This window comes from Streptomyces purpureus, from assembly GCF_014648195.1.
GTDB classification, from domain to species: domain Bacteria; phylum Actinomycetota; class Actinomycetes; order Streptomycetales; family Streptomycetaceae; genus Streptomyces; species Streptomyces purpureus.
In genome coordinates, this window is the sequence record NZ_BMQQ01000048.1 from 3,700 (window position 1) to 30,332 (window position 26,633).

The window sequence follows — 26,633 nt, forward strand, 5'->3', positions numbered from 1 at the left end:
GCCCACCCCCGACCCGCCCTCACCACCACGACCCCGTCCCCCCTGCCCGCAGCCGCCTTCGGCTGACATCCACCCCCAGCACCAGCCGCCGCCCGACCAGGGGAGGAACACCCATGAGCCTCACCCACACGCTTCCCACCCCGCCCCTGCCCCTGGCCTCACCCTCCACCGGGCAGGCGCCGGCGCTCCGCCTCCCGCCGGCCTTCGAAGCGTTCTACGGGCTGCACCACGCGCGCTACCTCGCCTACGCCCGGGCCCATCTGGACGCCCCGGCCGCCGCCACCGCCGTACGGGAAGCCTTCGGCGACCTGGTCACCCACTGGTCCGACATCGTCAGCCGGCTCAACCCCACCGCCGAGGCCTGGGACCACTTCACCCGCTGGCTCAACGCCCGCACCCGCCCGCTGCCCCTGCATGCCGACGTCGGCCTGCAGTACCAGGCGGTCGTCCTGCACCACATCGCCGGCTGCTCGATCACGGCCACCGCGGACGCGACCGGCCAGGACCCCAGCAAGATCCGCTACCTGCTGGGCTCCTGGACCAAGCCCACGGCAGTCACCTCACGCACCGAAGCCCACCCGGACACGCCCGATCGCCAGGCCCGGGCACTGCCCGGACCCGGCGATCGCCGACGGTGACACCCGCGGCCGCTCAGCAGTTACGAATCGACCACACCGGCGTCCAGTCGTACGTGAAGGGCCTGTTCTCCGGCAGCACGACGTCCCGTACCTGGCCGTTCTGGCCGTAGAAGAACGCAGCCGCGCCGATCTGGTTGTTCACCGCCTGGCCCCAGCCGTTCCAGTACGACAGCGAGTACAGGTTGCACCGGAAGAGGAAGAACACCTTGTACTTGCCCACCGCCGGATCCCACACCCCGGCGCACAGGTTCCCCTCCTTGCACTCCACGGGGTGGCCCGACGTCGTGTGCACATAGTCCGCCCACGGAGAGACCGTCGGCGAAGCCGCGGCCACCCCCCGCGCCGACAGCGACGACGGCGAGTTCGCGCCCTCAGGCGCCGGCGGCATGATCATCATGTAGCTGCCGCTCTTGCGGGGCGTGTCCGAGGCAGCCTGGGCCGGGCCCGTGGCGAACGCGGACACCAGCACGCACAGGACGGCACCGATCACACCGAGGGCCGAACGCCTGGTGTTACCTGACATCGTTTCTCCTTCTCCTCAAGGGGCGGCTTCACTGCTGAGTTGGGCACAGCGGAACGTCCGGAAGCTGGTTGTCCGGATGGCTGATGTAGATGTGGGAGATGAAGCCGCCGTACTGCGGCAGGTACGCCCACCACTCGTTGGTGTACGGCGGGACGGAGACGACCTGGCCCTTCTTCTGGCAGCCCACCAGCACCTCCACGCCGGCGGGAAGCCGCGTCAGCACGTTGTCCCCGATGAGCGCGTCCCTGCGGACGTTGACGTCCGACCCCCACGTTCCGTACCACTTCCCGGTCGGTGCCGTGGCCCCGGGCACGTTCAGCGAACGCGTCAGGCGGCCGAGGTCGGTGTAGGCCTTGCCGTACGACGTGCCCTGCGGGTGCAGGGTGAACACGGCCACCACGGACCGGTCGCCGGCCCCGACGGTGCCGGTCGTGTGCAGCGCCGGACGGCTCAGGTCCACACTCGCCGCAGCACTTCCCCGACCGGCGGCGGGCCGGGCGGCGGGGGAGAGCGGGGTGCCGCTCGCCGGGCCGCAGGTGCCCTTCGCGTACTGCCCCGACCAGCCCTGCTTCACCGCCCAGGGCCGGTCGAACGCGGCGGCGACACCGAAGTGCTGGTCGAACTTGTCCGACGCGCACCGCGTCGAACCCCGCAGCGCCTCCATGAGGAAGTCCCGTACGGCCGGCGGCGCCACCTCCAGGATGTGGCGGTAGGTCCTGACGGTGTCGCGGGCCGACATGGCGGTGTAGCCCCAGTACGCCTCGTAGCCGGCCGGGGGCGGCGCGGTGTCGGTGAGGCCGAGCCGCGGGATCATGCGGTTGACGATCGCGGGCCCGCCGTAGGCGGACCAGTAGTGGTTGGCCGCGCCGTCCTCGCTGCTGCGGAGCATCGCCTCCAGCCGGGTACGGTCGGCGGCCGGGACGGCGTCGGGGCTGCGGGTCCACAGGAAGTCCAGCGCCAGCAGGAGCTTGACGATCGAGGCCGACCGGAACCGTAGGCCCGGGTTCAGCTGCTCGGTGAAGGTGCCGGTCTGCCGGTCGAACACCGCGATCCCGGCCGTCACACCGGCCGGCACCTCGGCACCGGCCGTTGCGGCGGACAAGGTGCCGCGCGCGGGTTCCGGTGAGGCGGCAGCGGGCTGCGGGAACGCCGCCGCGGTGAAGAGGAGGGAGAGGAACGCCGCCGCGGCGAGAAGGCTCCCGGCCCGGCGGCGCGCGGGGGCCTGGGGGAGGGCAGTACTACGCATGTCGTCGTCCGTCCTGACGTGAGGAGCCCCCGGCGGCGAACGCGAGGGGCTCCGACGGGACCCGCAGGCAACAGCTCCCGAGCCGCAACGGCTCCCGAGCCGCGGAAGACCAGCCGAAGGCCGGCGAAGAGGGGGTGGGGCCGGCTTACGGGATGTTGCACTCCCTCATGCCGGGCCAGGGGTCGGTCGAGGTCCACACGTCGACCGCGGGGATGAAGCCCCAGCCATGGTGACCGGCCTCGCCAGAGGCCATCCGGTCGCCCTTGGTGTAGTACCAGATGTTGTTGCCGCCGTTGTGCCAGGCGCCCCTGCCCCAGCACACGAACCAGCTGGGCGAGGTGTCGAGCCAGCCGATCACCGGGCATGCGGAGATGAAACTGCCACAGGCGTACAGCGGGGCTCCGGCACGGTTGCCGCACACCCAGTCACTGGTCCAGGTGCGCTTGGTGTAGGCGTCGTAGTGACTGACATTGCGGTACGTGCACGACCCCTGCGCGGTGAACGGGCCGGCGGCGGCCGTCCGTACGGCAGCCGTGCGTACGTCACTGTGCGCGGCGGCGGCTCGTGGGCCCTCGGCCGACGCCGGCGAGGCCTGCGCGGGCGAGGCCTGTGCGGCGCCTCCGGCGAACAGCACGGCCAGGAGGGCGGCGATCACCGCCACCGCTCTTCTCACAGACATTTTTCGTCCCCCGGTGTAGAGAATGAAGAGATCGGTCTCAACTGCCTTGCGGCACCCTTCGGTTGCCGACGGCGTGGCTCGGGAGCCTTCCACCACAGGTGTGTTCATGTCATCGCCTGGGACCATGCGACATGAGGGACGATCGATGGGGGATTCATCATGACCGCAGGCGAAGCGGCTGTGGACGGCGGCGCTCCATTCACAGGCCCGCAACCGGAACCGGACCCGCAACAGGACCCGGGTACGGCCCCGCACCCGGGTGCGGACCCGGACCCGGGTGCGGACCCGGACCCGGGTGCGGCACCGGCCCCAGCGCCCGAGCCCGCCCCGGGTCCGTGGCCGGACTCGCGGACGCCGAGCCTGCATCAACTACGGCTGTTCGTCGCCCTGGCGGAGGAGCTCCACTTCTCCCGGGCCGCAGCTCGCCTGTTCATCACGCAGTCGGCGCTGAGCCAGCAGATCAAGGACCTGGAAAGACGCCTCGGCCTGAAGCTGTTCGACCGTACGAGCCGGGCCGTCACCCTCACCGCGCCGGGGCGCGTCCTGCTGGCGGACGCGCGCGCGGCGGTGGCGGCCGTGGACCGGCTGAGCCGCAGCGCGCACACCCAGGCACGCCGGCTCTCCGGCCGGCTCGTCGTCGGCAGCATCGGCGCCGAAGCCGCCATGCCCCACACCCGCGCGGTGCTGCGCCTGCTGCACGAGCGGCATCCACGCCTGCACATCGACGTGCGCAGCCTCAACTTCATCGACCACGTCGACGCCCTGTTCCGGCAGGAGGTCGACATCGTTTTCCTCCGCCCGCCGGTTCCCAGCGGCATCGAGGTGCTGCACCTGGCCACGGAACCACGGGTGGCGTGCCTGCCGGCGGGCGACCCGCTCGCCGGCCGGGACCGCATCACCCTCGCCCAACTCGCCCGCCACCTGGTGATCGACGTCCCGCCCCAGGTGCCCCGGGTCTGGTGGGACTTCTGGGCCGTCGATCCGAGACCCGACGGCACACCCGTGCGCTACGGGCCCGTCGCCTCCGACATGGAAGGGCTCTTACACCTCGTGGCCCAGGGCAGGGGAATGTGCTTCCTGCCCGCCGCCGCCCGTGACTTCTTCCCCCGGCCCGGCGTCCGCTACGTCGAGGTCACCGACCTGCCGCCGTCCACCTCGGCCCTCGCCTGGCTGCGGACCAACCGGGCCGAGCCGGTCATCCAGGCCGCCGTCCACGCGGCCGCCTCCCTCAGCCCACCCCCGGCCCCTGCTCGCCGGCTGCCCGGCTGCCTCCCGGGCTGACCTTGCCGCACCGAACGCACTTCGTACGCGAACCGTACGGTCGACGTACGCGATTCGTACGGTTCGTGGATTAGTGTGGGCCGGAACAGGAGGTGTTGCATGTCCGAGCTGTTCGACGCGGTCGACGCCTTGGTCGCGTCCCGGGCCCCGCTGCCGCCGCCCGCCGAGCGCAAACGGCTGCGCCAGGCGCACGGCCTGACGCTGGAGGAGGTGGCCGCCGCGCTCCAGGTAAGGCGGGCGACCGTCAGCGGCTGGGAGTCCAGCAGGACCAGGACGGAACCGCGCGGGCCCGAGCGCGAGGCGTACGCCCGCCTGCTCGACCAGCTCGCCGAGCTCTACCCCGCCGCCGACACCGCCCCCGATCCTGCCTCCACCAACTCCGCCGCGCCCGCACAGGACACGGCACAGGACACGGCACAGGAGACGCCGCCGGCCACAGCGCCGGACACCCCCGCCCCCACCCCCGCTCCCGCTCCCACGGGGGACGCCGAACCCCCCGCCCCGGCCGCCCCACCCCGTACGCCCCGCCCCCCGGCCGCGAGAAAACCCGCCCCTGCCCCCGCCAATACCCCCGCCCCGGCCACGACCCTTGCCGGCACCGACGCGCGGTTCGCCAACGGCCCTCTCGCCGTCGTCGACGTCACCGACGACGGCGACGGCCTCGCGTACTGCGTCGGCGGCCTGATCCTGGACGTCCCCGCCAAGTCCCTCCCGGCCCTGGTCGACTGGACCCTCAAGGAGGCGAAGCTCGGGCAGCCCAAGCTCGTCGGGGCGGGCAAGGACGCCGACCCGCTGCTCGTCCTCACCAAGAGCGCGCTGCAGCGCTACGGCCTGCCGGTGACCCTCGGCGACGAAGAGCGGCTCGCCGGCCGGCTGCCGGAGAACCACAAGGTCGTCAAGCAGCTGGCGCGCGCCGACTGGAAGCTGACCAAGCGCGGCTTCGGGCCGTGGGCGCGGATCTACCGCCCCGCGCAGGGCTCCGAGCGCGCGTGCGTCCAGCTGTGCGTCCCCTCCTGGGACGCGCTGGATGCCCGCCACTGGAACGGTGCCGCCGACCTCCCGCCGGCCGAACTCGCCCGCCTGCTGGGCACGTACGCGCAGCGGGTGATGACCCCGCGCGGCTCCACCGCCGTCACCGGCCTGGAACTGATGACCGCCCTGCACCCGCCCACCCGCGCCTCCCAGCCCGACGCGGACGGCAAGCGGCACAGCGAGCACAACCCCGGCAGCCTGGGCAGCGACCCCGTCGACTGCGCGCCGTGCGAGGCCCCCGACGGCCACCCGCTCCTGGCCGGCCTGCCGCGCTTCCACCGCCGTACCCCCTCGGAGGTCCTGGTGGAGGAGGCCTACGACTGGGCCCGCCCGCTCACGGACGCCGAGTGCACCAAGCGGCACCTGGTCGGCATCGACGTCAACATGGCCTTCGCCGCCGGAGCCAACGGGCTCACCGTCGGCCTCGGCGCGCCCACCCACCTCACCAACCCGGCCTTCGACCCCAAGCTGCCCGGCTCCTGGCTGGTCGACCTCTCCCACATCGACCTGTCGAAGGTGAAGTCGGGCAAGGAATGGGTGCGCCTCGACGGCGACCTGCTGCCCAGCCCGTTCACCCCGAAGGGCGAGCGGCCCCAGGGCCCGGCCTGGTTCGCCACCCCCACCGTCGCCTACGCCGTCGAGCTCGGCTACGACGTCGCCCCCCTGGAGGCGTACGTACGCTACGACAACGGCCGCTACCTGGACGGCTGGTACCAGCGGCTGCGCGATGCCTACCTCGCCACGATGGCCGACCTCGGCGTGGGCACCGACCTCGCGCCGCAGGACTTCCTGGCGGCGATGGACACCTACCGCCGGCGCGACCCGCACCTGGCCGTCGTGGTGTCGGCGATCAAGGCGACCGTGAAGGGCGGCATCGGCAAGCTGCGCGAACGCCCCCGCGGCGAGGGCTGGAAGCCCGGCCAGCCCTGGCGCGCCCTGGCCCGCCCGACCTGGCGCCCGGACATCCGCGCGGCCGTCATCTCCCGCACCCGCGTCAACATGCACCGCAAGATCCTCAAGCACGCCGCCTTCACCGGGGAGTACCCGGTCGCGATCCTCTCCGACTGCGCCGTGTACGCGGCCGACGGGCCCTCGCCACTGGACTTCCTGCCCTACCGCGACGGCACACCACTGCCCGGCGGCTTCCGGCTCGGCGTGAACCCCGGCCTGGTCAAGCACGAGGGCACCCAGAGCGTGCTGTGGGGCGAGGGCGTCCGCGAGCAGTTCGACGCACCCGAGCTCAACCTCGCCCGGTACATCAAGGACGGCACCGTGACCGGCACCGACAACGGGGAGTAGGCGCAGCGCGATGAACATGTTCGCCGACGGCCTGGACCATGCCGTACGCAAGGCGTTCACCCGGCCCGTACCGAAGTCGGCCGGGGCGCAGATGCGGTACCTGGTCAAGCAGCTCAAAGGCACCCGGGCCGTGGCCCAGATGCTGCGGATCTCCCAGCGCACGGTCGAGCGGTATGTGAAGGGCCAGATCAGAAAACCCCGCCCCGACCTCGCCGCCCGCCTGGAGCGCGAGGTCCAGGCCCGCTGGCAGCCGCAGATCCGCGCCAAGGCCCGGCAGAGGGCGGCGACCACCGACGGCATCGTCATCGACACCCGCGCCCGCCTCGGCTACACCGCGCCGATCGGCACGACGGACCAGGACCGCATCCGGCACCTGACCGTCGCCCTGCCACCCCGCCACGCCGCCCGCCTCTTCGACGCCCAGGAGCGCGGCGCCGGCGACCAGGAGCTCGGCAAGATCGCCGCCGAAGCCCTCAAGGAGGTCTACTTCCAAGACGGCGGCCGCCGCGCCGGCTCCCTGGAGGAGGTCCGCTTCACCGACATCGAGCACCTGGAGTTCGAGCTGTAGCAGGCAGACGCGCCCCGCCCGGGCCGAAGCCGGGGCGGGGCGCGTCGAGGCGTGGGTGGGGCGAGGCGTGGGCGTGCGGGGTCAGGTGTGCAGGCGGCTGTTGGTGCCGTCGTGGCCGTCGGCGTGCTCGTCGTCGAACCAGTAGTCACCGGCGGCCAGGTAGCGGAAGGAGTGCACGCGCTTGGTCGGCAGGGCGACGGTGACGGCGCGCATCCCGTCCGCACGCGGCTTCAGGACGTGGGTGCCGGGCTTCCAGTCGTTGAAGTCGCCCACCACACTGACCGGGCCGGGAGGATTGCCGTCCGGCAGGACGAAGGTGATCTGGGCGCGGCCCTTGACCTGCTTGCGTTCGAGCACCGGAACACGCTCCTGGCGACGAGAGGGGAATGTAGCGCTCATCCTGCGACCGGCCGCCACCGCCGCCCACCGACACGGCCGCGCAAGCCCCCACCTTTCACCCGTCCGGCATGGCCGCCCGCCGGCCCACAGCCCCGCCGGCCCGCCCGGCCGGCCGAACCGCTGGCGGAGAGTGACCGCGCTCCGGGCGGGTAGCCGAGCCGGCATGCCTCCCGTACGACCCGCACCCCTGGCCGGGCCGCCGCCCTGCGGCGCTGAGAGGCGCAAAACCGTCCGGGGGGGTGAACTGGTGGAGAGGTACGTCAAAAACTGCAGCACCGCACAGGCCGCACAGGCCCGCCGCCCGGCCCGGCGACCGGTACCCGGCACGGGCCTTAAGGCGGCCCCGCGCCGTCCGCCCACCACCCACACCATCCCCGGTAAGACCCGCATCCCCGGTAAGGCCCGTAAGGCCTGTTCGACCCGCGAGGGGGCTGAACATGGACAGTCGCAGCAGCACGACCATCGGCGTGCTCGGCTCCTACGGCGGGCGCAACGTGGGAGACGAGGCGATTCTCGCCGCCATGCTGGAAGGCATCCGCCTGGCGCGCCCGGACGTCCGCCTCATGCTCTTCTCCCGCGATCCCGCCTACAGCCGCAGCACCTATCCGGACATCGAGGTGGTCGGCTGGGAAGGCGTGTGCCGGGACCGGATCTCCGAGCACCTGCGGCAGCTGAGCGTGCTCGTGCTCGGCGGCGGCGGCATCCTCTACAACACCGAGGCCCGCCGCTACCTGCGGCTGGCCCGCACCGCCCAGGACCTCGGCGTACCGCTGTTCACCTATGCCATCGGCGCCGGCCCGCTCACCGACGAGGCCGACTGCGCCTGGGTCCGCGCGACGCTCTCCGACGCGGCGGAGGTGACGGTCCGCGACGAGGAGTCGAAGCTGGTCCTGGAAGAGGCCGGCCTGGCCCGGCCCGTCTGCGTCACCGCCGACCCGGCGCTGCTGCTCGAACCCGGCGACAGCGGTATCGAGCTGCTCCGCGCCGAAGGGGTGCCGCGCGGGGTCCGCCTGGTGGGGATGAGTGTGCGCGAGCCCGGCCGCGCGGCCGAGCACCTCGACGAGGAGGGCTACCACCAGCTCCTGGCGAACGTGGGCGACTTCCTGGTCCACCGGCTGGACGCCCATGTCGTCTTCGTCCCCATGGAACGCGACGACATCCGGCACGCGCACGCGGTGGTCTCCCACATGATCCACGCCGAGCGCTGCCATGTGCTGCACGGTTCGTACCGCCCGCAGCAGGTCCTCGACATCGTCCAGCAGCTGGACCTGGCCATCGGCATGAGACTGCACTTCCTGATCTTCGCCGCGCTGGCCGGCATCCCGCTGCTGCCCCTGCCCTACGCCGGAAAGGTCTTCGACTTCGCCCAGCAGATCGGCGCGCCCGCGCTGCGCGGAGTGGTCAGGGAGGCGGCGGGACCGCTCCTGGCCGAGGTGGACCGGCTGTGGGACGAGCGGCCCGCCCGCGTGGCCCACAGCGCCGCCCGTACGGCGTCGATGAAGCTGCGGGCGGCCCAGACCGCCGACCGGCTCATCAGCTACCTCGACGCCACCGCCCCCCGGCCCCTGGACCACCAGCCCGCACCCCAGACCGCGACCCGCACCTGACGCACCTGAGACCCACACGCCCGCGCTGCCCGCGTCCCCGACGGGAGGAACCGTGACGTACCTGATGCCGCCCCGCGTGCCACGGAGCGTGGAGCTGCCCCCGCGCCAGGCCCTGCACGCCGGCTCCACCCAGGTCCTGGTGGTCGGCGGCGGACCGGCCGGCATCGGGGCGGCCCTCGGGGCGGCGAACGCGGGCGCCCAGGTGGTCCTGGTCGAGCGGTACGGATTCCTCGGCGGCAACGCCACAGCGGCCCTGGTCATGCCGCTGATGAGCTTCCACAACGAGGTCAAGCAGGCGGTCGCCGGCGATGCCGCCCGCCTGCTGCCGCCCGACCACGGCGAGGGCGAGCCGGTCGTCGGCGGCGTGCTGTGGGTGCTGCTCGAACAGCTGGTGCGCGCGAAGGCCGCTATCCGCCCCTCGCTGGAGACCGGCTACACCGTGCCCTTCGACGCGGAGCTGTTCAAACTCGTGCTGTACGAGCTGCTGGAGACGCATGAGGTACGTACCCTGCTGCACGCCACCGCCTCCGGGTTCCTCCCGCTGCCCGACCGCGCACGAGCGGTGTTCGAGACCAAGTCGGGGCCGGTCGTCATCGACGCGGACGTGGTCGTCGACTGCACCGGCGACGGCGACATCGCCGCCGCGGCCGGGGCGGCGTACGACATCGGCCGGCCGGAGGACGGCTGGACCCAGCCCATGACGCTGATGTTCCGCATGGTCCGCTTCGACCACGACGAATTCGCCGCCTACGCCCACGCCAATCCCGACCAGTGGAAGGGCGTCCACGGGCTGTGGGACCTGGTCCGCGCCGCCACCGACGCCGGCGAGCTGGACCTGCCGCGTGAGGACATCCTCTTCTTCGCCACCCCCAACACCGGCGAGATCGCGGTCAACTCCACCCGGGTCACCGAGGTCCTCGGCACCAGCGTCTGGGACCTCACCCGCGCCGAATTCACCGCCCACCGCCAGATGGCACAGATCGCCCGCTTCCTGCGGGAGCGCGTACCGGGCTTCAAGGACTCCTACGTCGCGCAGAGCGGCGTCCAGGTCGGCGTGCGCGAGACGCGCCGGATCCTGGGCGAGTACCAGCTGACCGGCGAGGACGTGCTGGCCGCCCGCACCTTCGACGACGCCATCGCCCGGGGCGCCTACCCCGTCGACATCCACAACCCCAGCGGCCGCGGCACCACCCTCAAACGCGTACCCCGCGGCCAGTCCTACGACATCCCCCTGCGCTGCCTGCTGCCCCTCGACCTCGAACGCGTCCTGGTCGCCGGCCGCTGCATCTCCGGCGACCACATCGCCCACTCCTCCTACCGGGTGATGCCGATCTCCATGGCCACCGGCCAGGCGGCAGGCGTCTGCGCGGCCCTCGCCTCAGCCCGGCGCACAAGCCCACGCGACGTGCCGGTGGCCGCGATCCAGGACGAACTGCGCTCCCAGGGCGCCAGCCTCCGGTGACCACCCGGGCGCGGGATCAGTTCCCGTGCGGCGCGGCGGCGGCGAGCCGCCAGGGTGACGTACGACGAAGGGGCCGACCTCATCGGCAGGGAGCCGAGCCTTGTCGGACCCGGGATCGGTCGGCTACTGCCAGAACACCTCTTCGACGACGATCTGAGGGTCCGCGGAGCGGCGTACGAAGGTGTATCGAAGCCAGCCACGGCCGTGGTCGTAGTAGGCGATGTGTGTGCCGTCGGGCACGGTCGAGCGGCCCGGTTCCACCCAGCATCCCTCGGGCAGATCCGGCCGGTTGTCGATGCCCCGGAAGTACGGATCCTTGACGGTGACGAGCTCGGCGCGGACGGCGTCCACCAAGTCGCGCACTGCTTCGGGTAAAGCGTCACGGTCGGCGCGGGCCGAGCGGACCCAGTCCATCTGCCAGGGCGGGCCCATGAATTCTCCGCTCACCGGCCGGGCTCCGCCTTTCCCGCCTCGCGGCGCAGGTGTGCGGCCTGTTCCAGCAGGGCCATGGCGGTGGCGTTGTCGGCCGCGTCGGCTGCCTCGGCTTCCAATTGGAGAACTCGCTTATCGAGCTCGGGATCGCGGGCGAGAGCGAACTCGGTCCACCAGCGGGCGAGGAACGCCGGCACCGGGGCGAGGTCGTAGGTGTCGGCGATGGCGCGCTTCCAGTGCGCGTCGAAGTCGGGGAGGAGCTGCGGGGCGTGCTCGGCGATCGCGGCCCGCAGGGCCTTGGGGTTCCGCTCAGGCATGGGCGGGATGCCGGAGGGTTTCGGAGCGGTCGTCATGCCGCCGCCTCCTCGGTCGCTTCGGTCTGGGGGTCGAGCTTGGCCCGGTAGGCAGCGGCGAGGCCGGAGATGTGCTGTGGGGTGACATCCAGATGCCGGGCGACGGCTGAGTTCCCACCCCGGCCGAGGTCGACGGCTATGCGTCCCGCGGTCTTCGCGAACGCCTTCTTGGCCCTGACGAGGGCAGCCTGCGCCCGGTCGAGCTCACGCTTCTGCGCGGGGGAGAGTTCGGCCTGTCGCGCTCGGGTGCGGAGTGTGTCACTCATGGTCTGGAGTGTGCGCGTCCCACCGCATTAATTGCAATCCGCATTGCTGTTGAGGTGCCCCCTCATACAGAGATCCTGGTACGAATCACCAGGTCAGAGGTGGTATGAGCCGACACCATGAGAAGGTCGGGACTTCCCCCTGTGAGGAAAGAGGCGCCCATCACGGCATGCATCCGAGCCGGTCAAGGCGCGGCCCTCGCCTCGGCCCAGGGCACAAGCCCGCGCAACGTGCCGGTGAGCGCGATCCAGAACGAACTGCGCTCCAGGGCGCCGGCCTCAGGTGACACCCCGGGCGCAGGGTCAGTTCCCGTGCGGCGGGGCGGCGGCGAGGAGTTCGCGCTTCACGTGCTCGTAGTCGGCCAGGGCCCGCGGGGCGCCGTGGTGGTAGTCGGTCCAGAAGCCCGGGCGCTGCCAGCGGGCGTCCGCGAGGCGGGTGCGGCCGTCGGCGATGACCAGGGTCCAGCCGGGGGGTATGCGGACGTCCACCGTCTCGAAGTCGGCGGCGTCCCAGAGCAGTCCGGGGTCGGGGGTGCCCGGGCCCAGCACGCGGATCTGGCACTCGATGTCGTGGGCGACCATCTCCGCAACCGGGTAGACACCGCCCACGCGGATCGATTCGTACTCCGCGACCGGGACGTCGGCCGCGGGGTGGATGATCTGCAGGCATCTGACTCTCATGGGAAGAGTCTCGCCCCCTGCGATCCCCGGTCGTCGTCCGGGCCGCCAGGCGAAGGGGACCGGACCCCCCGCCCATGGACCTGACGGTGCCTCAGGCCACGTTCCACCAGCGTCTGCCGGTCTTCCGCAGAGTCTCCCGGTCCGTGGTACGCGCATGCGCCCGCAGCAGGCGCAGCAGCGAGCCGAAGGCCGGGGTGAGAGGACGGGCGGCCGGCCAGGCGAGCACCGGGACGCACGGGGGCAGATCGGTGACGGGGACGAAGCGGACACCGGGCCGGGGCATCAGGTGCAGGCAGCCCTCGGGGATGAAACGGATGCCGTGTCCCAGACCTGCCAGGGCGACATAGGACTCCAGGGTGGTCGCCGTGTGGTCGGTGTAGCGCACCGGGGTTCCGTCGGGGCGCGGGTCGACGGCCCAGAAGGCTCGGAACTCCGGGTCCACGTGCGGCGAGTAGCCGATGACGGGCACGTCGGCCAGGTCCGCCAGGGCCAGCGTCTCGCGCTCGGCCAGCGGGTGGGTCCCCGGCATACAGGCGAACCGTTCCTCCGTCCCGAGGCGGAGGGTGCTGATGCCCTCCGGCAGCGGCTCGTAGCAGATGACGCCGTCGATCTGGCCGTCCACGAGCAGGCTCAGCTGCTCGACGTTGTCCACCGCCCGCCACTCCACCTCCGGGCCCGGCATCCGCTCTCGCAGCCGGTCCAGGAGTATCCGCAGCGCCGGCAGAGCGGTGATGTACGAACCGAGCACCACGCGGCCCGAGTGCGCGTGCGCTTCACCCTCGGCGGCACCCCGCAGCTCGTCGGCGGCGGCCACCGCCGCCCGTACCAAGGGCAGCAGCGCCTTCCCGGCCGGTGTCAGCTCCACCCGGCGCGTGGACCGCTCCACGACCGCCACGCCCAAGTGCTCCTCCAGGGCGCGGATCTGGCGGCTGAACGCGGGCTGGCTGATGAACTCGCGCTTGGCCGCCCGGCCGAAGTGCAACTCCTCCGCGAGTGCGAGCAGCAGACGTAACTGATGCGTACTGGGATCCGTGGTCATGAATCCTCCCCCATACCAGGACAGTTGGTCACCCGTCCCGAACTAATGCAGGCAGGGTATCAGTGGCGAATTCAGCCGCATCAATGAACCCTTCCTATGCGAATGCGGGCCCGCCAGAATGGAATTCAGAAAGCGGCGGTCCGGGGAATATGGGCCGCTGGAAAACGAGGGGAAGAATGATGAAGCAGAATGTGGCCATGTCGCTCGGTGTGGTGGCGCTCAGTGTCGCGGGCCTGGTCGGCGTGGGATCGGCGACGGCCGGGGCCGCGCCGTCCCAGGGTGGTGCGGTGCAGGTCGCCGCGGACAGCCACGCGGACATTGCCGCGGCCAAGGGCCGTGTCACGAAGGTCAAGGTGTACGAGGACGCCAACTTCAACGGCTCGAACACGATCTTCACCGAGAACATGAAGAATCTGAAGAAGGACGGCTGGAACGACAAGATCAGCTCGGCCAAGAACCTGGGCAACCGATCGGTCACCTTCTACCAGCACGCCGGCTATGAGGGCGCCCACTTCACCCTGCCGGCGCGCCTGTCGGAGTCCAAGTTCAGCTCCCACCACCACATGCACGACAGCACGACCTCCGTCAGGTTCAACTGACAGCGGCTTTCCGTCAGCAACGCATGGCTGACGGGTGGGGTGCGGCGACCGGGGCCGCACCCCACCCCCTGCCCCGAACCACACCAACCCGCCGACTCACCGCGCACCGCACCACGAGAGGCAGCCATGTCGCCCTCCCGCGCCCGGATCACCACCGCGCTCACCCTGCTGCTCCTGGCCACCACCGCCTGCACAGCCGGGGAACACCGATCCACGCCCGCCGCCCCGCACGCCGAACCCCTCCAACTGCCCCTGGACGCCTACACATCCACCGTGGCCGAGATCCACCTCATGGAGGACGCACAGGACATCCTCATGCGCCGGTGCATGAACGACCTCGGCATGGAGTGGAAGACCCTTCCCCGGGTGGACGCGACGGACATCGAGCCGCCGAACCTGCGCCGGTACGGAGCGGACGCGGAAGCGGTCCGCCACGGATACCACCCGCGCCCCGACCCGCCGTCGGTGGTGCGGCGCGACCGCGCCTGGGACGAGCGCGAAGCGCTCCCGGCGAAGGTGTTGGACGCGGCCTACGGCTCACGGGGAAAGGGCGGATGCCTCAAGACCGCCCAGCGCCAACTCGTCGGCGACACCGCCCCACCCGACTACCGCGCCTTCAACCAGCTGACCGGCACCGCCCTGGAAACCGCCCGGCGGACCCCCGAAGTGCGCCAGGCGCTGCGCACCTGGCGCGCCTGCATGGCGAAGGCGGGCTTCGACTACCCGGACCCCTATGCCGCCGCCGCCGACAAACGCTGGCAGACACCCGGCCCCACACCGGCCGAACGCGCCACCGCCCGCGCCGACGTGGCCTGCCAGAAGTCGGCGAAGCTGGTGAAGGTCTGGGCGGCGGCCGAGACCCGCGTCCAGCACCGCCTGATCCGGCAGAACACCGACCGGCTGCGCGAGGCGAAAGCCCGCAAGGACCGCTGGGTGGCAGCGGCCCGCCGCGTCCTGGACGACAAGGGCCGCGCCTCCCACGGTCCGCGCTAGCAGCCGGCGGACCAGTGGTGGTGCACCGGGTGGACCCGGTCCGGGGCGGCGGGGACGCCCGTCCCGGTGGCGACGGGCATCATCCGCCCGCCGAAGCGGACCCTCGCCTCCCGCGATTCCCAGCGGCCGAAAACCTCCAGGCCGCTGCCGGTCGGTACGCAGGCGCGGGAAAGGCACCCCTGGAAGATGCCGGACAGCCGCTGGAGCCTGGCGCGCCGCGCGCCCTCACCAGCTGCGGTCCAGCAGGTACGTGAACAGCGCGTCCAGATCCGCGCCGGCCGCGGGCGTGAGCGAGGCCTCGCGCAGAGCGTGCCGGGCGGCGTCCAGATGCCGGCGTGCCTCCTTGCGGGTCGCGCTCCGCCCGCCCGCCTCCTCCACCAGTACGGCGGCACGGGCCGCCGCCGCGCCGTCCAGCGGCCCGGGGGACTCCAGCAGCACCGCCAGCTCGCGCGCCGCCGGCCCGCCCCCGGCGAGCGCGGCGAGCACCGGGTAGGTCTTCTTGCGCCGGCGCAGATCGCCGTGGACGGGCTTGCCCGTCACCGCCGGGTCACCCCAGATGCCGAGCAGGTCGTCCACCGCCTGGAAGGCGACGCCCAGATGACGCCCAGCCCGCTCCAGCACCGCGACCGTCCCGGCTTGCGCACCGCCGAGCACCGCACCGAGCGCGATCGCGCAGCCCAGCAGCGCCCCCGTCTTGCCCTCCGCCATCGACCGGTACTGCTCCGGCCCCACCGCGCCCGGCCCGCTCCACGGGAGCCGCTCGAAGCGCACATCTTCCGCCTGGCCCCACACCAGCGTGCTCAGCGTCCCGGACAAATGCCGCACGGCCACCGCCGACCAGGGGCCCGGCGCCTCGGCCAGCCTCTGCACCGCCAGGGCCAGGAGCGCGTCCCCGGCAAGAACGGCCGGACCGGTCCCGTACGCCTTCCACACCGCCGGACGCTGCCGCCGCAGCCCGTCGCCGTCCATGATGTCGTCGTGCAGCAGGGAGAAGGTGTGCACCAGCTCCACGGCCACCGCCCCCGCGACGCCGGCGCCGCCGTCCGCACCCACGGCCTCGGCCCCCAGCACGGCCAGCGCCTGGCGCACCCCCTTGCCCTCGGAGCCGCCCGGATCCGGCGTCCCGGCCGTATCGCTCCAGCCCAGCGCGTACGCCGCCATCTCACCGGTCCACGGATGCAGCTGCCCCACCGCCTCCACCACCGCGGGCCGCACCAGCTCACGACAGCGCGCCAGCACACCGGCCACCGCCGCGGCCCGGTCACCGGCAGGCGCCTGCACCGGTGACGGTGACGACGTTGTCAGAGAAGAGCTCACCGCGGCCCCTCCGCACCGGCCGCCGCCCGCAGCCCGTCCACATCGGCCGCCCGCAGCGCCCACGCCCCCTCCGCCGGCAGCACCGTCCCGCTTCCAGCGGCCGCCGTTCCGCTTCCGGCGGGCTCCGGCAGCGGGCCCACGCCCAGCTCGGCCGCCGCCTTGTCCACCATCTCCCGGGCGTGCCGCAGCCCGATCCGGTCCAGCATCCTGCGCAGCTCCGCCAGCTCCGCGGCGGTGCGCGCGGCGTCCTGGCCCAGCCGGGCCCGCGCCTTGACCAGCCCCAGCCGCGACAGCGCCGTACCCCGGGGCTCCTCCATCTCGCGGAACTCCTCCAGCGCCCGCGTGTACAGCTCACGGGCCTCGGCGTACCGGCCCGCCCGGTACAGCACGTTGCCGCGCATCTTGTGGTTGTAGGCGAGCGCGCTGGACAGGCCGATCTCCCGGCAGGCCTCCTCCGCCCGCGACAGCAGCGACAGGGCACGCTCCACGTCCCCGTCCCGTACGGACACCACATCGGCGATGCCCCGCAGCGCCCACGCCCACCCGCGCCGGTCCTCGGCACGCAGCGCCGTCTCGGCGGCCTCCTCGAACAGCGCCAGCGCCTTGTCGTAGGCACCGGTGTTGCGGTGCATCTGCGCGATGCCCTCCAGCGCCCAGACCGTATGCCGCGCCTCCCCGCGCCGGCGGGCCTCGGCCAGCAGCTGCTCGTGCAGCCTGCCCACAGTCTCGTAATCGCCCTGTATTCGCCCGGTCTCGGCGAGCCCGGCCAGCGAGTAACCCCGCACGACGACGTCCCCGCCCCGCTCACCCATGTCGGCCGCCAGCCGCAGCAACCGGTACGCCAGCCGGAACGCGCCCCGCTGCCGGGCCAGCGTGCCACCGCTCCACAAGGCCCACGCCATCGCGCCCTCGTGCCCGGCCGAACGCGCCGCGCGATAGCTCGCCTTCCACGCCCGGTCGGCCTCCTCGATCCGCCCCAGCCTGCGGTACGCCTCCGCCACGGCCAGCCCGCAGCGCGCCACCTCCGACCGCTCACCGGCCCGCTCCGCCGCCGCCAGCTCCTCAAGGCCCCGGGCCAGCACCTCGGCCAGGGAGGCGTTCACCGACAGCGACCCAAGAGCCCCCTGGTACTCCGGCGCGGACGCCTTCACCCGTGCCGCCTCACTTACCTGACCTGCCATCAGAGCCCTCCTCCAGTCGTCTTGACGATCAAGACGCCGACAGGAGGCGGAGGTTCCGCACAGGCCTCGAAGTCCATCTACGTACGGGTGCGGCGTCATCCTCAAGTGCTACGCCGACGGCCGAAGATCGTCACCGAGGCGTACGACGGCCGCCTCCGGCGGACGGACCGGCCACCGGCTGCGGAAAGGGAGTTGGCCCGCCAACGGGGGAGGCGGCGGCTACGGGAGCGCGGTGAAGGTGGCCTCGGTGAACTCGCTCACCTCGGTGAAGCCGAGCCTGCGGTAGAGCCCGACGGCGGCTGTGTTGTCCGCCCGGACGTTCAGCCCGATGTGGTCCACGGTCTTGCCCAGCCGCCGGCACAGCGCCGCGACGCAGGCTCCGCCCGCGCCCCGCCCGCGGACCTCGGGGTGGGTGGTGACGTTCCCGATCGCGGCGACCCGGTAGGCGGCCGAGCAGACGTGCACACCCGCCACGGCGACCAGCCGCCCGTCCTGCCGGGCTCCCACGTACTGGCCGGTGTCCAGCATCCGCTCGTCGAACCAGTTGCCCGGGTAGGCCTGCGCGAACAGCTCCAGCAGCTCCGGCAGATCCGCCCGGCTCAGCGGGGCGGGACGCCACGGGCCCTGCGGATGCCGGGCGGCGCGCCCGGGGTCGGTGAGCGCCATCCGCAGCAGGGTGCCGTGCGTGTGGACCGCGTACGCCGACCCCAGCACCTTGCCGGCCGCTCCGGTCAGATGCCCGAAGAAACGCCGGGGCAGGACGGGCACCAGCGCACCGGCCAGCTCCTCCAGCTCCGCGGCCTGCGCGGGCCGGGAGAAGCCGAGCATGGTCGGAATGTCCCCGACCGTGTACAGCAGCGCGACCGGCCCGCTCTCCGACACCGCGTACCAGCTGGTGTGCGGCCACAGCAGGTCGTCCAGGTCGCCGAGCTCCATCAGATGCATCATCGGATCGCGCCCGAACCGCTGGGCCAGGTCGGATCGGTCATGAAGACTGCGCAGGGTCACCCGCCCAGCGTACGGCGGTGCCTGGGCGGTGCTCCGTCCAGGAGCGGGCGGAAGGGGCCGGGCCGCACACCCGGCCCGGCCCCGGACGCTCGTACGTCAACCGCGCTGCAGCCCGAGCCGGGCCCGGACCTCATCGTGGCAAACGCCCGTGGCCTCCCCGGAGCTCTTGCGGGCGCGGTACTGCGCCAGGGCCAGGGCCAGGGCGTCTTCGAGGTCGGCGAGCTCCCGGGGGTTGATCAGCACGGCCGCAGGCCGGCCGCGGTCGGTGATCGTGATCCGTTCCCAGGCCTGCGAGGTGCGGCGCACCAGCGACGCCGGCCGGGCCCGCGCTTGGGTGATCGGCACAGTCTCACTCAGGGACAGAACTCTGCCCTGCCCGCAGCGTCCCGTCTCCGGGTAGCGGCGTACGAGAGGAACAGGGGCGCTGCCCGGACTGCCCAAGGCCCGCCGCCGGGCCGGACCGCGGCCGCAGGTCGAGGCCAGGGGCTCAGGGTTGCATGAGCGTTCCGGCGTCGGTGTTCGCGCCGCAGAGGACCACGCAGACCTTTTCGCCGCTGCCGGGCCGGTAGCCGCGGCTCGGCAGGGCTCGGTCGGGCCCGGGATCGCCGGCCGCGAGCAGGCCCGCCAGAGCGGTGGCCGCACCGTGCTCCACGGCGATCCGGCGGTGGTCCCACAGAGCCTGGCGGGCGCGGACGATGTCGGCGTCCGGGACGAGGACGGAGCGGACGCCGTTGTGCTGGCCGGCGTGCAGGGCCATGGCGGAGGTACGGCGGGCGCCCAGGGAGTCGGCGGCGATGGAGTCCACGGGGACGTCGACCAGGCGGCCGGCCTCGATCGCGGCGTTCAGCGCGCGGCAGTTCTCCGGCTCGACCGCGACGGTGCGGATGCCGTGGTGCTGGGCGGCGGTGGCCACCCCGGCGAACAGGCCGCCGCCACCGACCGCGACCACCACGGTGTCCAGGTCCGGGATCTGCTGGTGGATCTCCTCCAGCAGCGTGCCGGCGCCGGCCGCGATCAGCGGGTGGTCGTAGGCGTGCGAGGCGAGCGCGCCGGTGGCGGCGGCGAACTCCTCGCAGGCGGCCAGTGCCTCGGCGTACTCGGTGCCGACCAGGCGGACGTCGGCGCCGTAGCCGCGGAGCCTGGCCACCTTCACCGCCGGGGCGGCCACCGGGAGGAAGACCGTGGCCCGGACGTTGTGCTGCTGGGCGGCCCAGGCGCACGCCATGCCGGCGTTGCCGCCCGAGGCGATGGTCACCCCGGCGTCCGGCAGGGTGCCGACGGCGCGGTGGGCCTGGATGAAGTTCTGCGCGCCCCGGGCTTTGAAGCTGCCGGTGTGCTGCATGAACTCCAGCGCCAGCCACACCTCGCACGCCTCCTCAGGCCGCTCGCCGACGGCGTCGTGGCGGGCGGTGCGGAACGCGCCCGGCTCGGCCCTGGCCACGGTGACGGGGCGCACGTGCCCGGCGATCCGGTCGGCGGCGGCCTTGATGTCGCCGTACGTCAGTGGGTGCACTTCACTGCTCCTGCGATAAGAGGGACATGGCCGGGCGACGACCCGGCCGGTGGTGCGGTCGAGGCCTTCTACGGCGCCCGCCCGGGCTGATCTGGAACGTCCGACGCGGCCGTCCGCGCTGCCGCAACCGGGATGGCCGGACACGGCTGCCACCCTGCCCGCGCGCGCCGGAAAGAAATCTTTTCCGGATTCCTGTCACATCTCCGTCCGTCCCTCCGTCAGTGCAGTGAAGACGCCGATCAAGCCGACACGAAGGACACAGCCATGACGAACCCCTCCGTCTCCCGCATGCCCAACCCCGGCGAGTTCGTGCCCGAGCTGAGCGACATCAGCGCCGCCCTCTTCCGGGCCACCGGGAACCGCTCGGTGCCGCGCACCACCATGAGCCTGGTCCACCTGCGCGCCGGGCAGATCGTGGGCAACACCTACCTGACCATTCTGAACACCTCCTTCCTGCGGAAGGCGGGGGAGATTGAGGAGCGCATCACCGCCGTCTCCTCGTGGCAGGACGCCCCCTACTTCACCGACGCCGAGCGTGCCGCCCTCGCCCTGGTGGAGGCCACCCTCCAGCCCGCACCGCACGGCAAGGAACGCGTCTCGGACGAGCTGTACGCCGAGGTGGCCAAGCACTACGACGACAAGGCGCTGGCCACCCTCACCATCGCGATCGGTCAGATCAACTTCTTCATCGCCCTGGCCGTCATCGGCAAGCCGCAGCCGGTCACCTCCCTCGCCGACGAGCAGTGGGACTGACGGCGGGACTGACGGTGGCGCTGACGAGCTGAACCGTGAGCGGGGCCGGGCCACCGGCCGGACGCGCCCCGCACCGGCCACCCTCCCCGCAGCCGCGAGCGCCCGGTTCAGCCGCCCCGGCCCCCCGGGCCGTTACGCGGTTGACTTGGAGCGCGCTCCAACACCTAGCGTCCTGGGCAGATCACTTTTCCGAGCTCAGGAGGCAGCACATGACCGACGTCCCCACCCGACACCTGGGCCGGCTGGCCGTCTCCGCGCAGGGCCTGGGATGCATGGGCATGAGCCACGGCTACGGCGACAGCGACGACGCCCAGTCCATCGCGACCCTGCACCGCGCTCTCGACCTCGGGGTGACCTTGCTGGACACCGCCGACTTCTACGGCGCCGGACACAACGAGGAGCTGATCGGGCGGGCCGTCGCCGGGCGCCGCGACGAGGTGGTGCTGGCCACGAAGTTCGGCTTCGCCAACCGCCTGGGCGAGCCCACCCGGGTCCGCGGCGACGCCGCCTACGTGCGCCAGGCGTGCGAGGCGTCGCTGCGCCGGCTCGGGGTCGACCACATCGACCTCTACTACCAGCACCGGGTCGATCCGGACGTACCGATCGAGGAGACCGTCGGCGCCATGGCCGAGCTGGTGCAGGCCGGAAAGGTCCGCCACCTCGGGCTGTCCGAGGCCGGCGCGCACACCATCCGGCGCGCCCACGCCGTGCACCCGATCACCGCGCTGCAGAGCGAGTGGTCGCTGTGGACCCGCGACATCGAAGCGGAGATCGCCCCGGTCTGCCGCGAACTGGGCATCGGCATGGTCCCGTTCTCCCCGCTCGGGCGCGGCTTCCTCACCGGCCAGTACAGCTCGGTCGAAGGGCTGGCCGAGAACGACGTACGACGCAGCCAGCCGCGCTTCGCCGACGGCAACCTCGAACGAAACCTGGCGATCGTGCGGAAGCTGAAGGACCTGGCCGCGGCGAAGGGGGTCACCGCCGGCCAGCTCGCGCTGGCCTGGGTGCAGCACCGCGGCGCGGACGTGGTCCCGATCCCCGGCACCCGGCGCCTGCGCTACCTGGAGGAGAACCTTGGCGCCCTGGCCCTCGACCTGTCCCCCCAGGACCTGGCCGCCATCGAGGCCGCCGCCCCGCCCGAGCAGATCGCGGGCACCCGCTACGACGCGACCAGCCTCACCTTCGTCAACAACTGACCCCGCAACCCGGCCCACTGCGGCACGCCGCCCCGGGCCCGGTACCGCGTCGCCGCCCTCGCCCCTCACCCGTCCGCACCGTCTCAAAAGGCGGTGGGCCACCCCAGCCCCTCAAGGTGGACCCGTCACGCCACCCCGCGTGCCGCAAGATCAAGGAGTGCTGAGATGGCAGCCGAAGCCGTACGAACCGAAAGTCCCTGCGCCATGATGCGCCGCGCGGCGGACATGGCCCGCGACGACATCACCCGCCGCGAGAAGGAGATCACCCGCCTTGAGCGGGAGATCACCGACCTCCAGGGGCAGCCGGACCCGGACCAGGCGGCGATCGCGGCCCTTGAGCAGAGAGTGGCGAGCCTGCGGGACCAGCTCGAGCAGGAAAGGCTCTCTCTCGACACCCTGGAGCAGGTGATCACCGAGAACTGCTGAGCGCAGCGTCAGGTCCCCAAACGCCCGCCCTCCCTCAGGACTTCGCCGGTTCCGGGGTCAGCTCCGGTACGGACGAGGCCGGGAAAGCGGTGGGCGTACCGGCGTCCACGCAGGTCAGCGACATCACAACCGTTGCCTCAAGGCCCTGGGCCGGCTCCGTGGGGAGGCCGGCCAGGACCGTCCAGTTGCCCTTGGTGAGGGTGAGAGTCTCGCTGCCCATGTCGGGACCGTTCTGCCAGCCGTACTGCGAACGGGCCCGCGCGAAGGCCGCCTTCAGGGCGGCATTCGCCGTCTGCGGCGTGTGCCGTCCCCAGAGCCGTTCGAAGCACCGGCCCAGCACGTTCGAGGGTTCCCTCTCCACCGTGAAGCCCTCCGCCGCCAGGACCGACGTCATCTCCGCCACCGCCGTGTCCGCAGCCATCGGCGGCCCCGAGAAACGCGGGGGCAGCGGCCCCAGGTCCCTCAGCGCATAGGCGCAGCCCGTCGCCGTCATCAACACCGCCAGAACCACGGCCGCCAGGGCGGTGCGCCCCAGTCCCCCTCGCACGATGATCTCCATCCCCCTTGTTGTTCCTGCTCACTGCACGGCCGGCCAGTCTCCCACCGGCGCCGATCGTGCATCACTCCGGCGCCCGGACCGCCTCCACCGCCTCCCGTACGTCCGGATGCGGGTCGTCGGCCAGAGCGTCCAGCAGCTCGGCGACTCCAGGGGTGGACCAGCGGGCGACCGCCCACACCAGCTCCTCCCGCACCGCCGGGTCGGGGTGGCCGGCGAGAGGGGTCAACCGGGGGAGCGGGCCCCGCCGGCGCATGCCGAACCAGTGCAGTGCCTCCCGCAGGACGGCCGGGTCTCCGGGGACTCCGGCCGCCGCGACCTGGGCGAGCAGCACCCCGGCCGGCGGCGCCGGCCCGTCCAGCGGATGCGGCAGCCGCTCGCGCAGGCGCCGCGCCCCGTACCCGCCGCGCACCCGGCACCCGAAGCAGGTGCAGGGAGAGACGCCGTGCGCGTCCGGCTGGTACCGCCAGCCCACCACCTGCGGCGCGGTGCGGACCCGGTGGATCTCGCGCGGCCGGATCGCCCGGGGCAGGAACACCTCCCACCCGCGCGGGTCTTCCAGCACCGCGATCCGCCGCACCGCCTCGGCGGCGGGGACGGTGGCCTGAGCCTCCCGCCGCCGGTCGGTGTAGTGCTCGACCAGCACGGGCTGGGCGTCGTCCAGCCGCACATGGACGGCCACCAGCCCGCCCCGGCTGCCGAAACGGGCCAGTTCACGCAGCCATTGGTGAGTGAGGGTGTACGACGGCAGCACCGGGAAGCAGTACACCCCCCGCGCACCGCCCTGCCCGCAGCCGGCCGCCCGGATCCCGGAGCGCCGGATGCGCGGCGCGTTCGCCGCAGACGTCAGATGCACGAACATCGCCATGGCCGGCATGCTAGGCGACCGCCCGCTCACCGGCCCTGACGGAACCGATCCCCAGACCGCGGCCCCCGGGCTCCGCCCGGCTCCATGTGCCGGAGGCGGACGTACGCATCGGCCACACCCGAAGAAGCGCCCCTGCGTCTTCGCGACGCAGGGGCACCGAACAGTCACCGCTCAGGAGAACAGTTCCGCCAGCAGCTCCGGGCCGACGGCGATGGGGGAGGGGCGGTAGGCGGGCGGCTGCGTGCCCATCAGTTCGCGTACCAGGAAGTCCCAGCCGCGCTTGCGGACGTAGGCCAGGTGGTCGATGAACGTGTGCTCGGCCCCCGGCACGATGAGCAGCTCGAAATCCTTGTCGGCGGCTATGAGGCGGTCGGCCAGCCGCAGCGTGAGATCCGGGTGGACCTGGTCGTCCATTTCGCCGTGGACGAGCAGCAGCTTGCCCGCCAGCCGGTCCGCGAGGTCCACGTTGGAGGTGCGGGCCCACGCCTCGGGGTTGTCCGCGCCGTCGTAGGTCTCCACGAAGCCCGCGTTGAAGTAGCGGGCGTCGTGCGAACCGGAGAGGGCGACCGCCGCCTTGTACGTCTCGGGGAAGTCCAGCATCGCCCGCGCCGCGGCGAACCCGCCGCCGGAGTGACCGAAGGCCCCCACCCGGTCCAGGTCCATCCACGGCCGGGTCCGTGCCAGCTGCCGCAGCGCCGCGACATGGTCGGCCAGGCCGCCCGCGTCGGCCAGACGCCCCCAGGAGGCGTCGTGGAAGGCCTTGCTCCGACCCGGGGTGCCGCGCCCGTCCAGCGCCACCACCACGAAGCCCAGCGCCGCCAGGGGTTCCGCGTCCAGACCCATCCCGCCCGGGTCGAAGCACGGGGCGACCCGGTTGACCTGCGGGCCGGGGTAGAGGTTGTCCACCACGGCGTAGCGCTGGGAGGGGTCGAACCCGCGCGGCCGGTACAGCACCCCGTAGATGTCCGTCTCCCCGTCGGCCGCCTTGACGCGGAACCGCTCCGGCGCCGTCCAGCCGGTGGCGGTCAGCTTGCCGATGTCGGCGCGCTCCAGCTCCACCAGCACCCGCCCGGCCCAGTCACGGACCGTCGTCACCGGCGGGGTGTCGACCGTGGAGGCGGAGTCGAGGAAGTACTCCTGGCCGTCGGCCAGGGTGACGATGTGATCCAGCTCGTCGTCGGTGACCTTGGCGAAGCCGGAGCCGTCCAGGCCGATACGGCACACCGTGCGCCGGTACGGATCGGCCTCGACCAGCCCGGAGGCGGTGAAGTACACCACCCGCTCGGCCTCGTCGACGCGCAGGATCTGCCGCACCGCCCACTGCCCGGAGGTGACCTGCCCGAGCAGCTCGCCGCTGCGCAGGCCGTAGCGGTACAGGTGGCCCCAGCCGTCCCGCTGCGAGTACCACAGCACCTCATCGGCCAGCACCCGCACGATCGGCGGCTCGAATATCCACTGGTTGGGCTCCACGCGACTCTCCCCGCTCTCGGCGAGGACGGTGGTGACCTCGCCGGTGACCGCGTCGAGCCGGTGCAGGGTCAGGGTGCGCAGGTCCCGGGGCCGGCTGAGGTAGTACACCGCCGAGCTGTCCTCGGCCCACCACGCCCACTTGATCGTGATCGGCGACAGCTGCGGCATGAGCAGCGGCTCGGCCTGCGCGCGGACCATGGTGCCCGCCTGCACGTCCAGCACGACCAACTCGGCCTGCGGCACGTGCTCGTCACCGGGGTAGGCGAAGCGCTGGGTGTGGGTCACCGGCGCGCCGCCGTCGGCGGGCCGGGCCTCCACCAGGTGCGTCTGTCGGACGGCGCGCTCGTCGGTCCGGTGCGCCAGCACCTTCGTCGAGTCGGGCGACCAGGCCACCGCCGGCGGCAGGTGCGGCAGGCCGAACTTGCGCAGCAGGGTGGCGTTGCCCGTGCACTGCGGGCCGGAGCCGTAGCGGTGATCGGGCTCGCCGTCGGTGGTCAGCGCCCACTCACGGCCGTCGGACAGCGAACGCGCCCACAGGTCGTGACCCCGCTGGGAGATGGCGAGCTTGCTGTCGGGCGAGGGCACGTCCAGCGGGCTGCCGGGCGGCGTGAACTCGGCTTGCTCGCAGGTGTAGTCGTCCAGGCGGCAGCGCCAGTACGCGCCGAGCGCGCCGAACTCCACGGCGCCCTCGGCCGGTTCGATGGCCATGAACGGCAGGGCCTCGGGGTCGACCGGCTGCCCGGAGGCGGCGGCCAGAGCGGCGGCGAGCCGGGCGTGGTCGAAGGCCGGCTCCCGGGTGCCCGCCGCCGGGTCGACCAGCACGAACCGTCTGCCGGCGCCGTCGTTCACCGCGTACCAGAAGCGAGCACCGCCGTCGGTCCACTGCGGCCTGACCTTGTCGCCGATGACGAGCTCGCCGGGGCGGGCGGGCCGGCGCAGGAGTTGTTCCGCAGCCTGGTAGTCCTGAATGGTGCTCATATCCTGTGGCCTTCTTCGCTGTTGGTTGCCGACACGGTGACGCCACGGTGGCGCCGCCGTCACGGCGAAGCTGATCATGACATGGGGGGGCTCGGGCGAGGGTCTTTCGCCGTCTCGCCCTCTCGGTGGGGGCTGTTGAGGGACGGCCCCTGCACACCGCGGGCCGCGCCACAGGCCGGCAGGGGTGGCTGCGCCTTCAGAGGCTGCGGGCGGTGATGTTGCCGTAGGAGGTGGTGGCGTTGATGTTGAGGGCGGCGTTGGTGCCGTGGGTGT

General features: G+C 72.6%; 28 protein-coding genes. 11 read left to right on the plus strand and 17 right to left on the minus strand.

Annotated elements, in window-relative coordinates; genetic code table 11:
* Window positions 1-113 precede the first annotated feature (113 nt).
* Window positions 114-638 (plus strand): hypothetical protein, encoded by a 525-nt coding sequence (locus IEZ01_RS32980; protein ID WP_189205439.1) that lies wholly within the window; start codon window positions 114-116, stop codon window positions 636-638.
* A gap of 13 nt (window positions 639-651) precedes the next feature.
* Here IEZ01_RS32980 and IEZ01_RS32985 read toward each other — a convergent pair whose 3' ends face one another.
* The 3 genes from IEZ01_RS32985 to IEZ01_RS32995 all read right to left on the minus strand — a co-directional run bounded on the left by IEZ01_RS32985 (window position 652) and on the right by IEZ01_RS32995 (window position 3,086).
* On the minus strand, window positions 652-1,161 hold the full coding sequence (locus IEZ01_RS32985) for a hypothetical protein (protein ID WP_189205441.1): 510 nt from the start codon (window positions 1,159-1,161) through the stop codon (window positions 652-654).
* Between the two features lie 28 nt (window positions 1,162-1,189).
* Window positions 1,190-2,407, minus strand: a complete 1,218-nt coding sequence (locus IEZ01_RS32990) for a serine hydrolase (protein ID WP_189205443.1) — start codon at window positions 2,405-2,407, stop codon at window positions 1,190-1,192.
* Between the two features lie 145 nt (window positions 2,408-2,552).
* A complete protein-coding gene (locus IEZ01_RS32995; protein ID WP_189205445.1) occupies window positions 2,553-3,086 on the minus strand; it encodes a hypothetical protein in 534 nt (177 codons plus the stop codon).
* A gap of 159 nt (window positions 3,087-3,245) precedes the next feature.
* Here IEZ01_RS32995 and IEZ01_RS33000 point away from each other — a divergent pair, with 159 nt between their 5' ends.
* From IEZ01_RS33000 to tpg, 3 genes are all read left to right on the plus strand, one after another.
* Window positions 3,246-4,367: a LysR family transcriptional regulator gene (locus IEZ01_RS33000; RefSeq protein WP_189205447.1), complete on the plus strand. Its 1,122-nt coding sequence runs from the start codon at window positions 3,246-3,248 to the stop codon at window positions 4,365-4,367.
* 99 nt (window positions 4,368-4,466) lie between these two features.
* The gene (tap, locus tag IEZ01_RS33005) at window positions 4,467-6,698 is read left to right on the plus strand and encodes a telomere-associated protein Tap (RefSeq protein WP_189205449.1); all 2,232 of its coding nucleotides are present in this window, start codon (window positions 4,467-4,469) and stop codon (window positions 6,696-6,698) included.
* Between the two features lie 10 nt (window positions 6,699-6,708).
* Window positions 6,709-7,266 carry a telomere-protecting terminal protein Tpg gene (gene tpg / locus IEZ01_RS33010; RefSeq protein ID WP_019891786.1) on the plus strand — a complete coding sequence of 186 codons (558 nt, stop codon included), beginning with the start codon at window positions 6,709-6,711 and terminating at the stop codon, window positions 7,264-7,266.
* An 81-nt stretch (window positions 7,267-7,347) separates the two neighbouring features.
* Here tpg and IEZ01_RS33015 read toward each other — a convergent pair whose 3' ends face one another.
* The gene (locus tag IEZ01_RS33015) at window positions 7,348-7,623 is read right to left on the minus strand and encodes an isoamylase early set domain-containing protein (RefSeq protein ID WP_019891787.1); all 276 of its coding nucleotides are present in this window, start codon (window positions 7,621-7,623) and stop codon (window positions 7,348-7,350) included.
* 479 nt (window positions 7,624-8,102) lie between these two features.
* Between IEZ01_RS33015 and IEZ01_RS33020 the strand changes: the two genes are divergently transcribed.
* Together IEZ01_RS33020 and IEZ01_RS33025 are read left to right on the plus strand one after the other, a co-directional pair.
* The gene (locus IEZ01_RS33020; protein ID WP_019891788.1) at window positions 8,103-9,272 is read left to right on the plus strand and encodes a polysaccharide pyruvyl transferase family protein; all 1,170 of its coding nucleotides are present in this window, start codon (window positions 8,103-8,105) and stop codon (window positions 9,270-9,272) included.
* A gap of 52 nt (window positions 9,273-9,324) precedes the next feature.
* Window positions 9,325-10,734, plus strand: a complete 1,410-nt coding sequence (locus IEZ01_RS33025) for an FAD-dependent oxidoreductase (RefSeq protein WP_019891789.1) — start codon at window positions 9,325-9,327, stop codon at window positions 10,732-10,734.
* 123 nt (window positions 10,735-10,857) lie between these two features.
* Here IEZ01_RS33025 and IEZ01_RS33030 read toward each other — a convergent pair whose 3' ends face one another.
* The 5 genes from IEZ01_RS33030 to IEZ01_RS33050 all read right to left on the minus strand — a co-directional run bounded on the left by IEZ01_RS33030 (window position 10,858) and on the right by IEZ01_RS33050 (window position 13,502).
* On the minus strand, window positions 10,858-11,181 hold the full coding sequence (locus IEZ01_RS33030; RefSeq protein ID WP_028798343.1) for a hypothetical protein: 324 nt from the start codon (window positions 11,179-11,181) through the stop codon (window positions 10,858-10,860).
* A complete protein-coding gene (locus tag IEZ01_RS33035) occupies window positions 11,178-11,519 on the minus strand; it encodes a DUF6247 family protein (RefSeq protein WP_019891791.1) in 342 nt (113 codons plus the stop codon). The genes IEZ01_RS33030 and IEZ01_RS33035 overlap by 4 nt, the downstream gene beginning before the upstream one ends.
* Window positions 11,516-11,785, minus strand: coding sequence for a hypothetical protein (locus IEZ01_RS33040; RefSeq protein ID WP_019891792.1), 270 nt, complete (start codon window positions 11,783-11,785; stop codon window positions 11,516-11,518). Before IEZ01_RS33040 ends, IEZ01_RS33035 begins: the two co-directional genes overlap by 4 nt.
* A gap of 300 nt (window positions 11,786-12,085) precedes the next feature.
* Window positions 12,086-12,463: a hypothetical protein gene (locus IEZ01_RS33045; RefSeq protein WP_189205451.1), complete on the minus strand. Its 378-nt coding sequence runs from the start codon at window positions 12,461-12,463 to the stop codon at window positions 12,086-12,088.
* A gap of 91 nt (window positions 12,464-12,554) precedes the next feature.
* On the minus strand, window positions 12,555-13,502 hold the full coding sequence (locus IEZ01_RS33050; RefSeq protein WP_189205453.1) for a LysR family transcriptional regulator: 948 nt from the start codon (window positions 13,500-13,502) through the stop codon (window positions 12,555-12,557).
* A 176-nt stretch (window positions 13,503-13,678) separates the two neighbouring features.
* Here IEZ01_RS33050 and IEZ01_RS33055 point away from each other — a divergent pair, with 176 nt between their 5' ends.
* Window positions 13,679-14,101, plus strand: a complete 423-nt coding sequence (locus IEZ01_RS33055) for a peptidase inhibitor family I36 protein (RefSeq protein ID WP_019891795.1) — start codon at window positions 13,679-13,681, stop codon at window positions 14,099-14,101.
* 126 nt (window positions 14,102-14,227) lie between these two features.
* Window positions 14,228-15,094, plus strand: coding sequence for a hypothetical protein (locus IEZ01_RS33060; protein ID WP_189205455.1), 867 nt, complete (start codon window positions 14,228-14,230; stop codon window positions 15,092-15,094).
* 225 nt (window positions 15,095-15,319) lie between these two features.
* Here the strand turns inward: IEZ01_RS33060 and IEZ01_RS33065 are convergent, their stop codons facing one another.
* The 5 genes from IEZ01_RS33065 to IEZ01_RS33085 all read right to left on the minus strand — a co-directional run bounded on the left by IEZ01_RS33065 (window position 15,320) and on the right by IEZ01_RS33085 (window position 20,113).
* The gene (locus IEZ01_RS33065) at window positions 15,320-16,375 is read right to left on the minus strand and encodes a polyprenyl synthetase family protein (protein ID WP_019891798.1); all 1,056 of its coding nucleotides are present in this window, start codon (window positions 16,373-16,375) and stop codon (window positions 15,320-15,322) included.
* A 32-nt stretch (window positions 16,376-16,407) separates the two neighbouring features.
* The gene (locus IEZ01_RS33070) at window positions 16,408-17,592 is read right to left on the minus strand and encodes a tetratricopeptide repeat protein (protein ID WP_189205457.1); all 1,185 of its coding nucleotides are present in this window, start codon (window positions 17,590-17,592) and stop codon (window positions 16,408-16,410) included.
* 219 nt (window positions 17,593-17,811) lie between these two features.
* Window positions 17,812-18,600, minus strand: coding sequence for a GNAT family N-acetyltransferase (locus tag IEZ01_RS33075; RefSeq protein ID WP_189205459.1), 789 nt, complete (start codon window positions 18,598-18,600; stop codon window positions 17,812-17,814).
* A 96-nt stretch (window positions 18,601-18,696) separates the two neighbouring features.
* Window positions 18,697-18,957 (minus strand): type II toxin-antitoxin system Phd/YefM family antitoxin, encoded by a 261-nt coding sequence (locus IEZ01_RS33080; RefSeq protein ID WP_189205464.1) that lies wholly within the window; start codon window positions 18,955-18,957, stop codon window positions 18,697-18,699.
* A gap of 130 nt (window positions 18,958-19,087) precedes the next feature.
* Window positions 19,088-20,113, minus strand: coding sequence for a threonine/serine dehydratase (locus IEZ01_RS33085; RefSeq protein WP_189205461.1), 1,026 nt, complete (start codon window positions 20,111-20,113; stop codon window positions 19,088-19,090).
* Window positions 20,114-20,377: 264 nt separating this feature from the next.
* Here IEZ01_RS33085 and IEZ01_RS33090 point away from each other — a divergent pair, with 264 nt between their 5' ends.
* From IEZ01_RS33090 to IEZ01_RS33100, 3 genes are all read left to right on the plus strand, one after another.
* Window positions 20,378-20,866, plus strand: coding sequence for a carboxymuconolactone decarboxylase family protein (locus IEZ01_RS33090; protein ID WP_019891806.1), 489 nt, complete (start codon window positions 20,378-20,380; stop codon window positions 20,864-20,866).
* A gap of 209 nt (window positions 20,867-21,075) precedes the next feature.
* Window positions 21,076-22,062 (plus strand): aldo/keto reductase, encoded by a 987-nt coding sequence (locus tag IEZ01_RS33095; RefSeq protein WP_019891807.1) that lies wholly within the window; start codon window positions 21,076-21,078, stop codon window positions 22,060-22,062.
* Window positions 22,063-22,227: 165 nt separating this feature from the next.
* Window positions 22,228-22,488: a hypothetical protein gene (locus tag IEZ01_RS33100; RefSeq protein WP_158685746.1), complete on the plus strand. Its 261-nt coding sequence runs from the start codon at window positions 22,228-22,230 to the stop codon at window positions 22,486-22,488.
* A 34-nt stretch (window positions 22,489-22,522) separates the two neighbouring features.
* Here the strand turns inward: IEZ01_RS33100 and IEZ01_RS33105 are convergent, their stop codons facing one another.
* The 3 genes from IEZ01_RS33105 to IEZ01_RS33115 form a co-directional block, all read right to left on the minus strand.
* On the minus strand, window positions 22,523-23,047 hold the full coding sequence (locus tag IEZ01_RS33105; RefSeq protein ID WP_019891810.1) for a hypothetical protein: 525 nt from the start codon (window positions 23,045-23,047) through the stop codon (window positions 22,523-22,525).
* A 61-nt stretch (window positions 23,048-23,108) separates the two neighbouring features.
* Window positions 23,109-23,912 (minus strand): HEAT repeat domain-containing protein, encoded by an 804-nt coding sequence (locus IEZ01_RS33110; RefSeq protein WP_189205463.1) that lies wholly within the window; start codon window positions 23,910-23,912, stop codon window positions 23,109-23,111.
* Window positions 23,913-24,083: 171 nt separating this feature from the next.
* On the minus strand, window positions 24,084-26,360 hold the full coding sequence (locus tag IEZ01_RS33115; protein WP_019891812.1) for a S9 family peptidase: 2,277 nt from the start codon (window positions 26,358-26,360) through the stop codon (window positions 24,084-24,086).
* Between the last annotated feature and the right edge of the window lie 273 nt (window positions 26,361-26,633).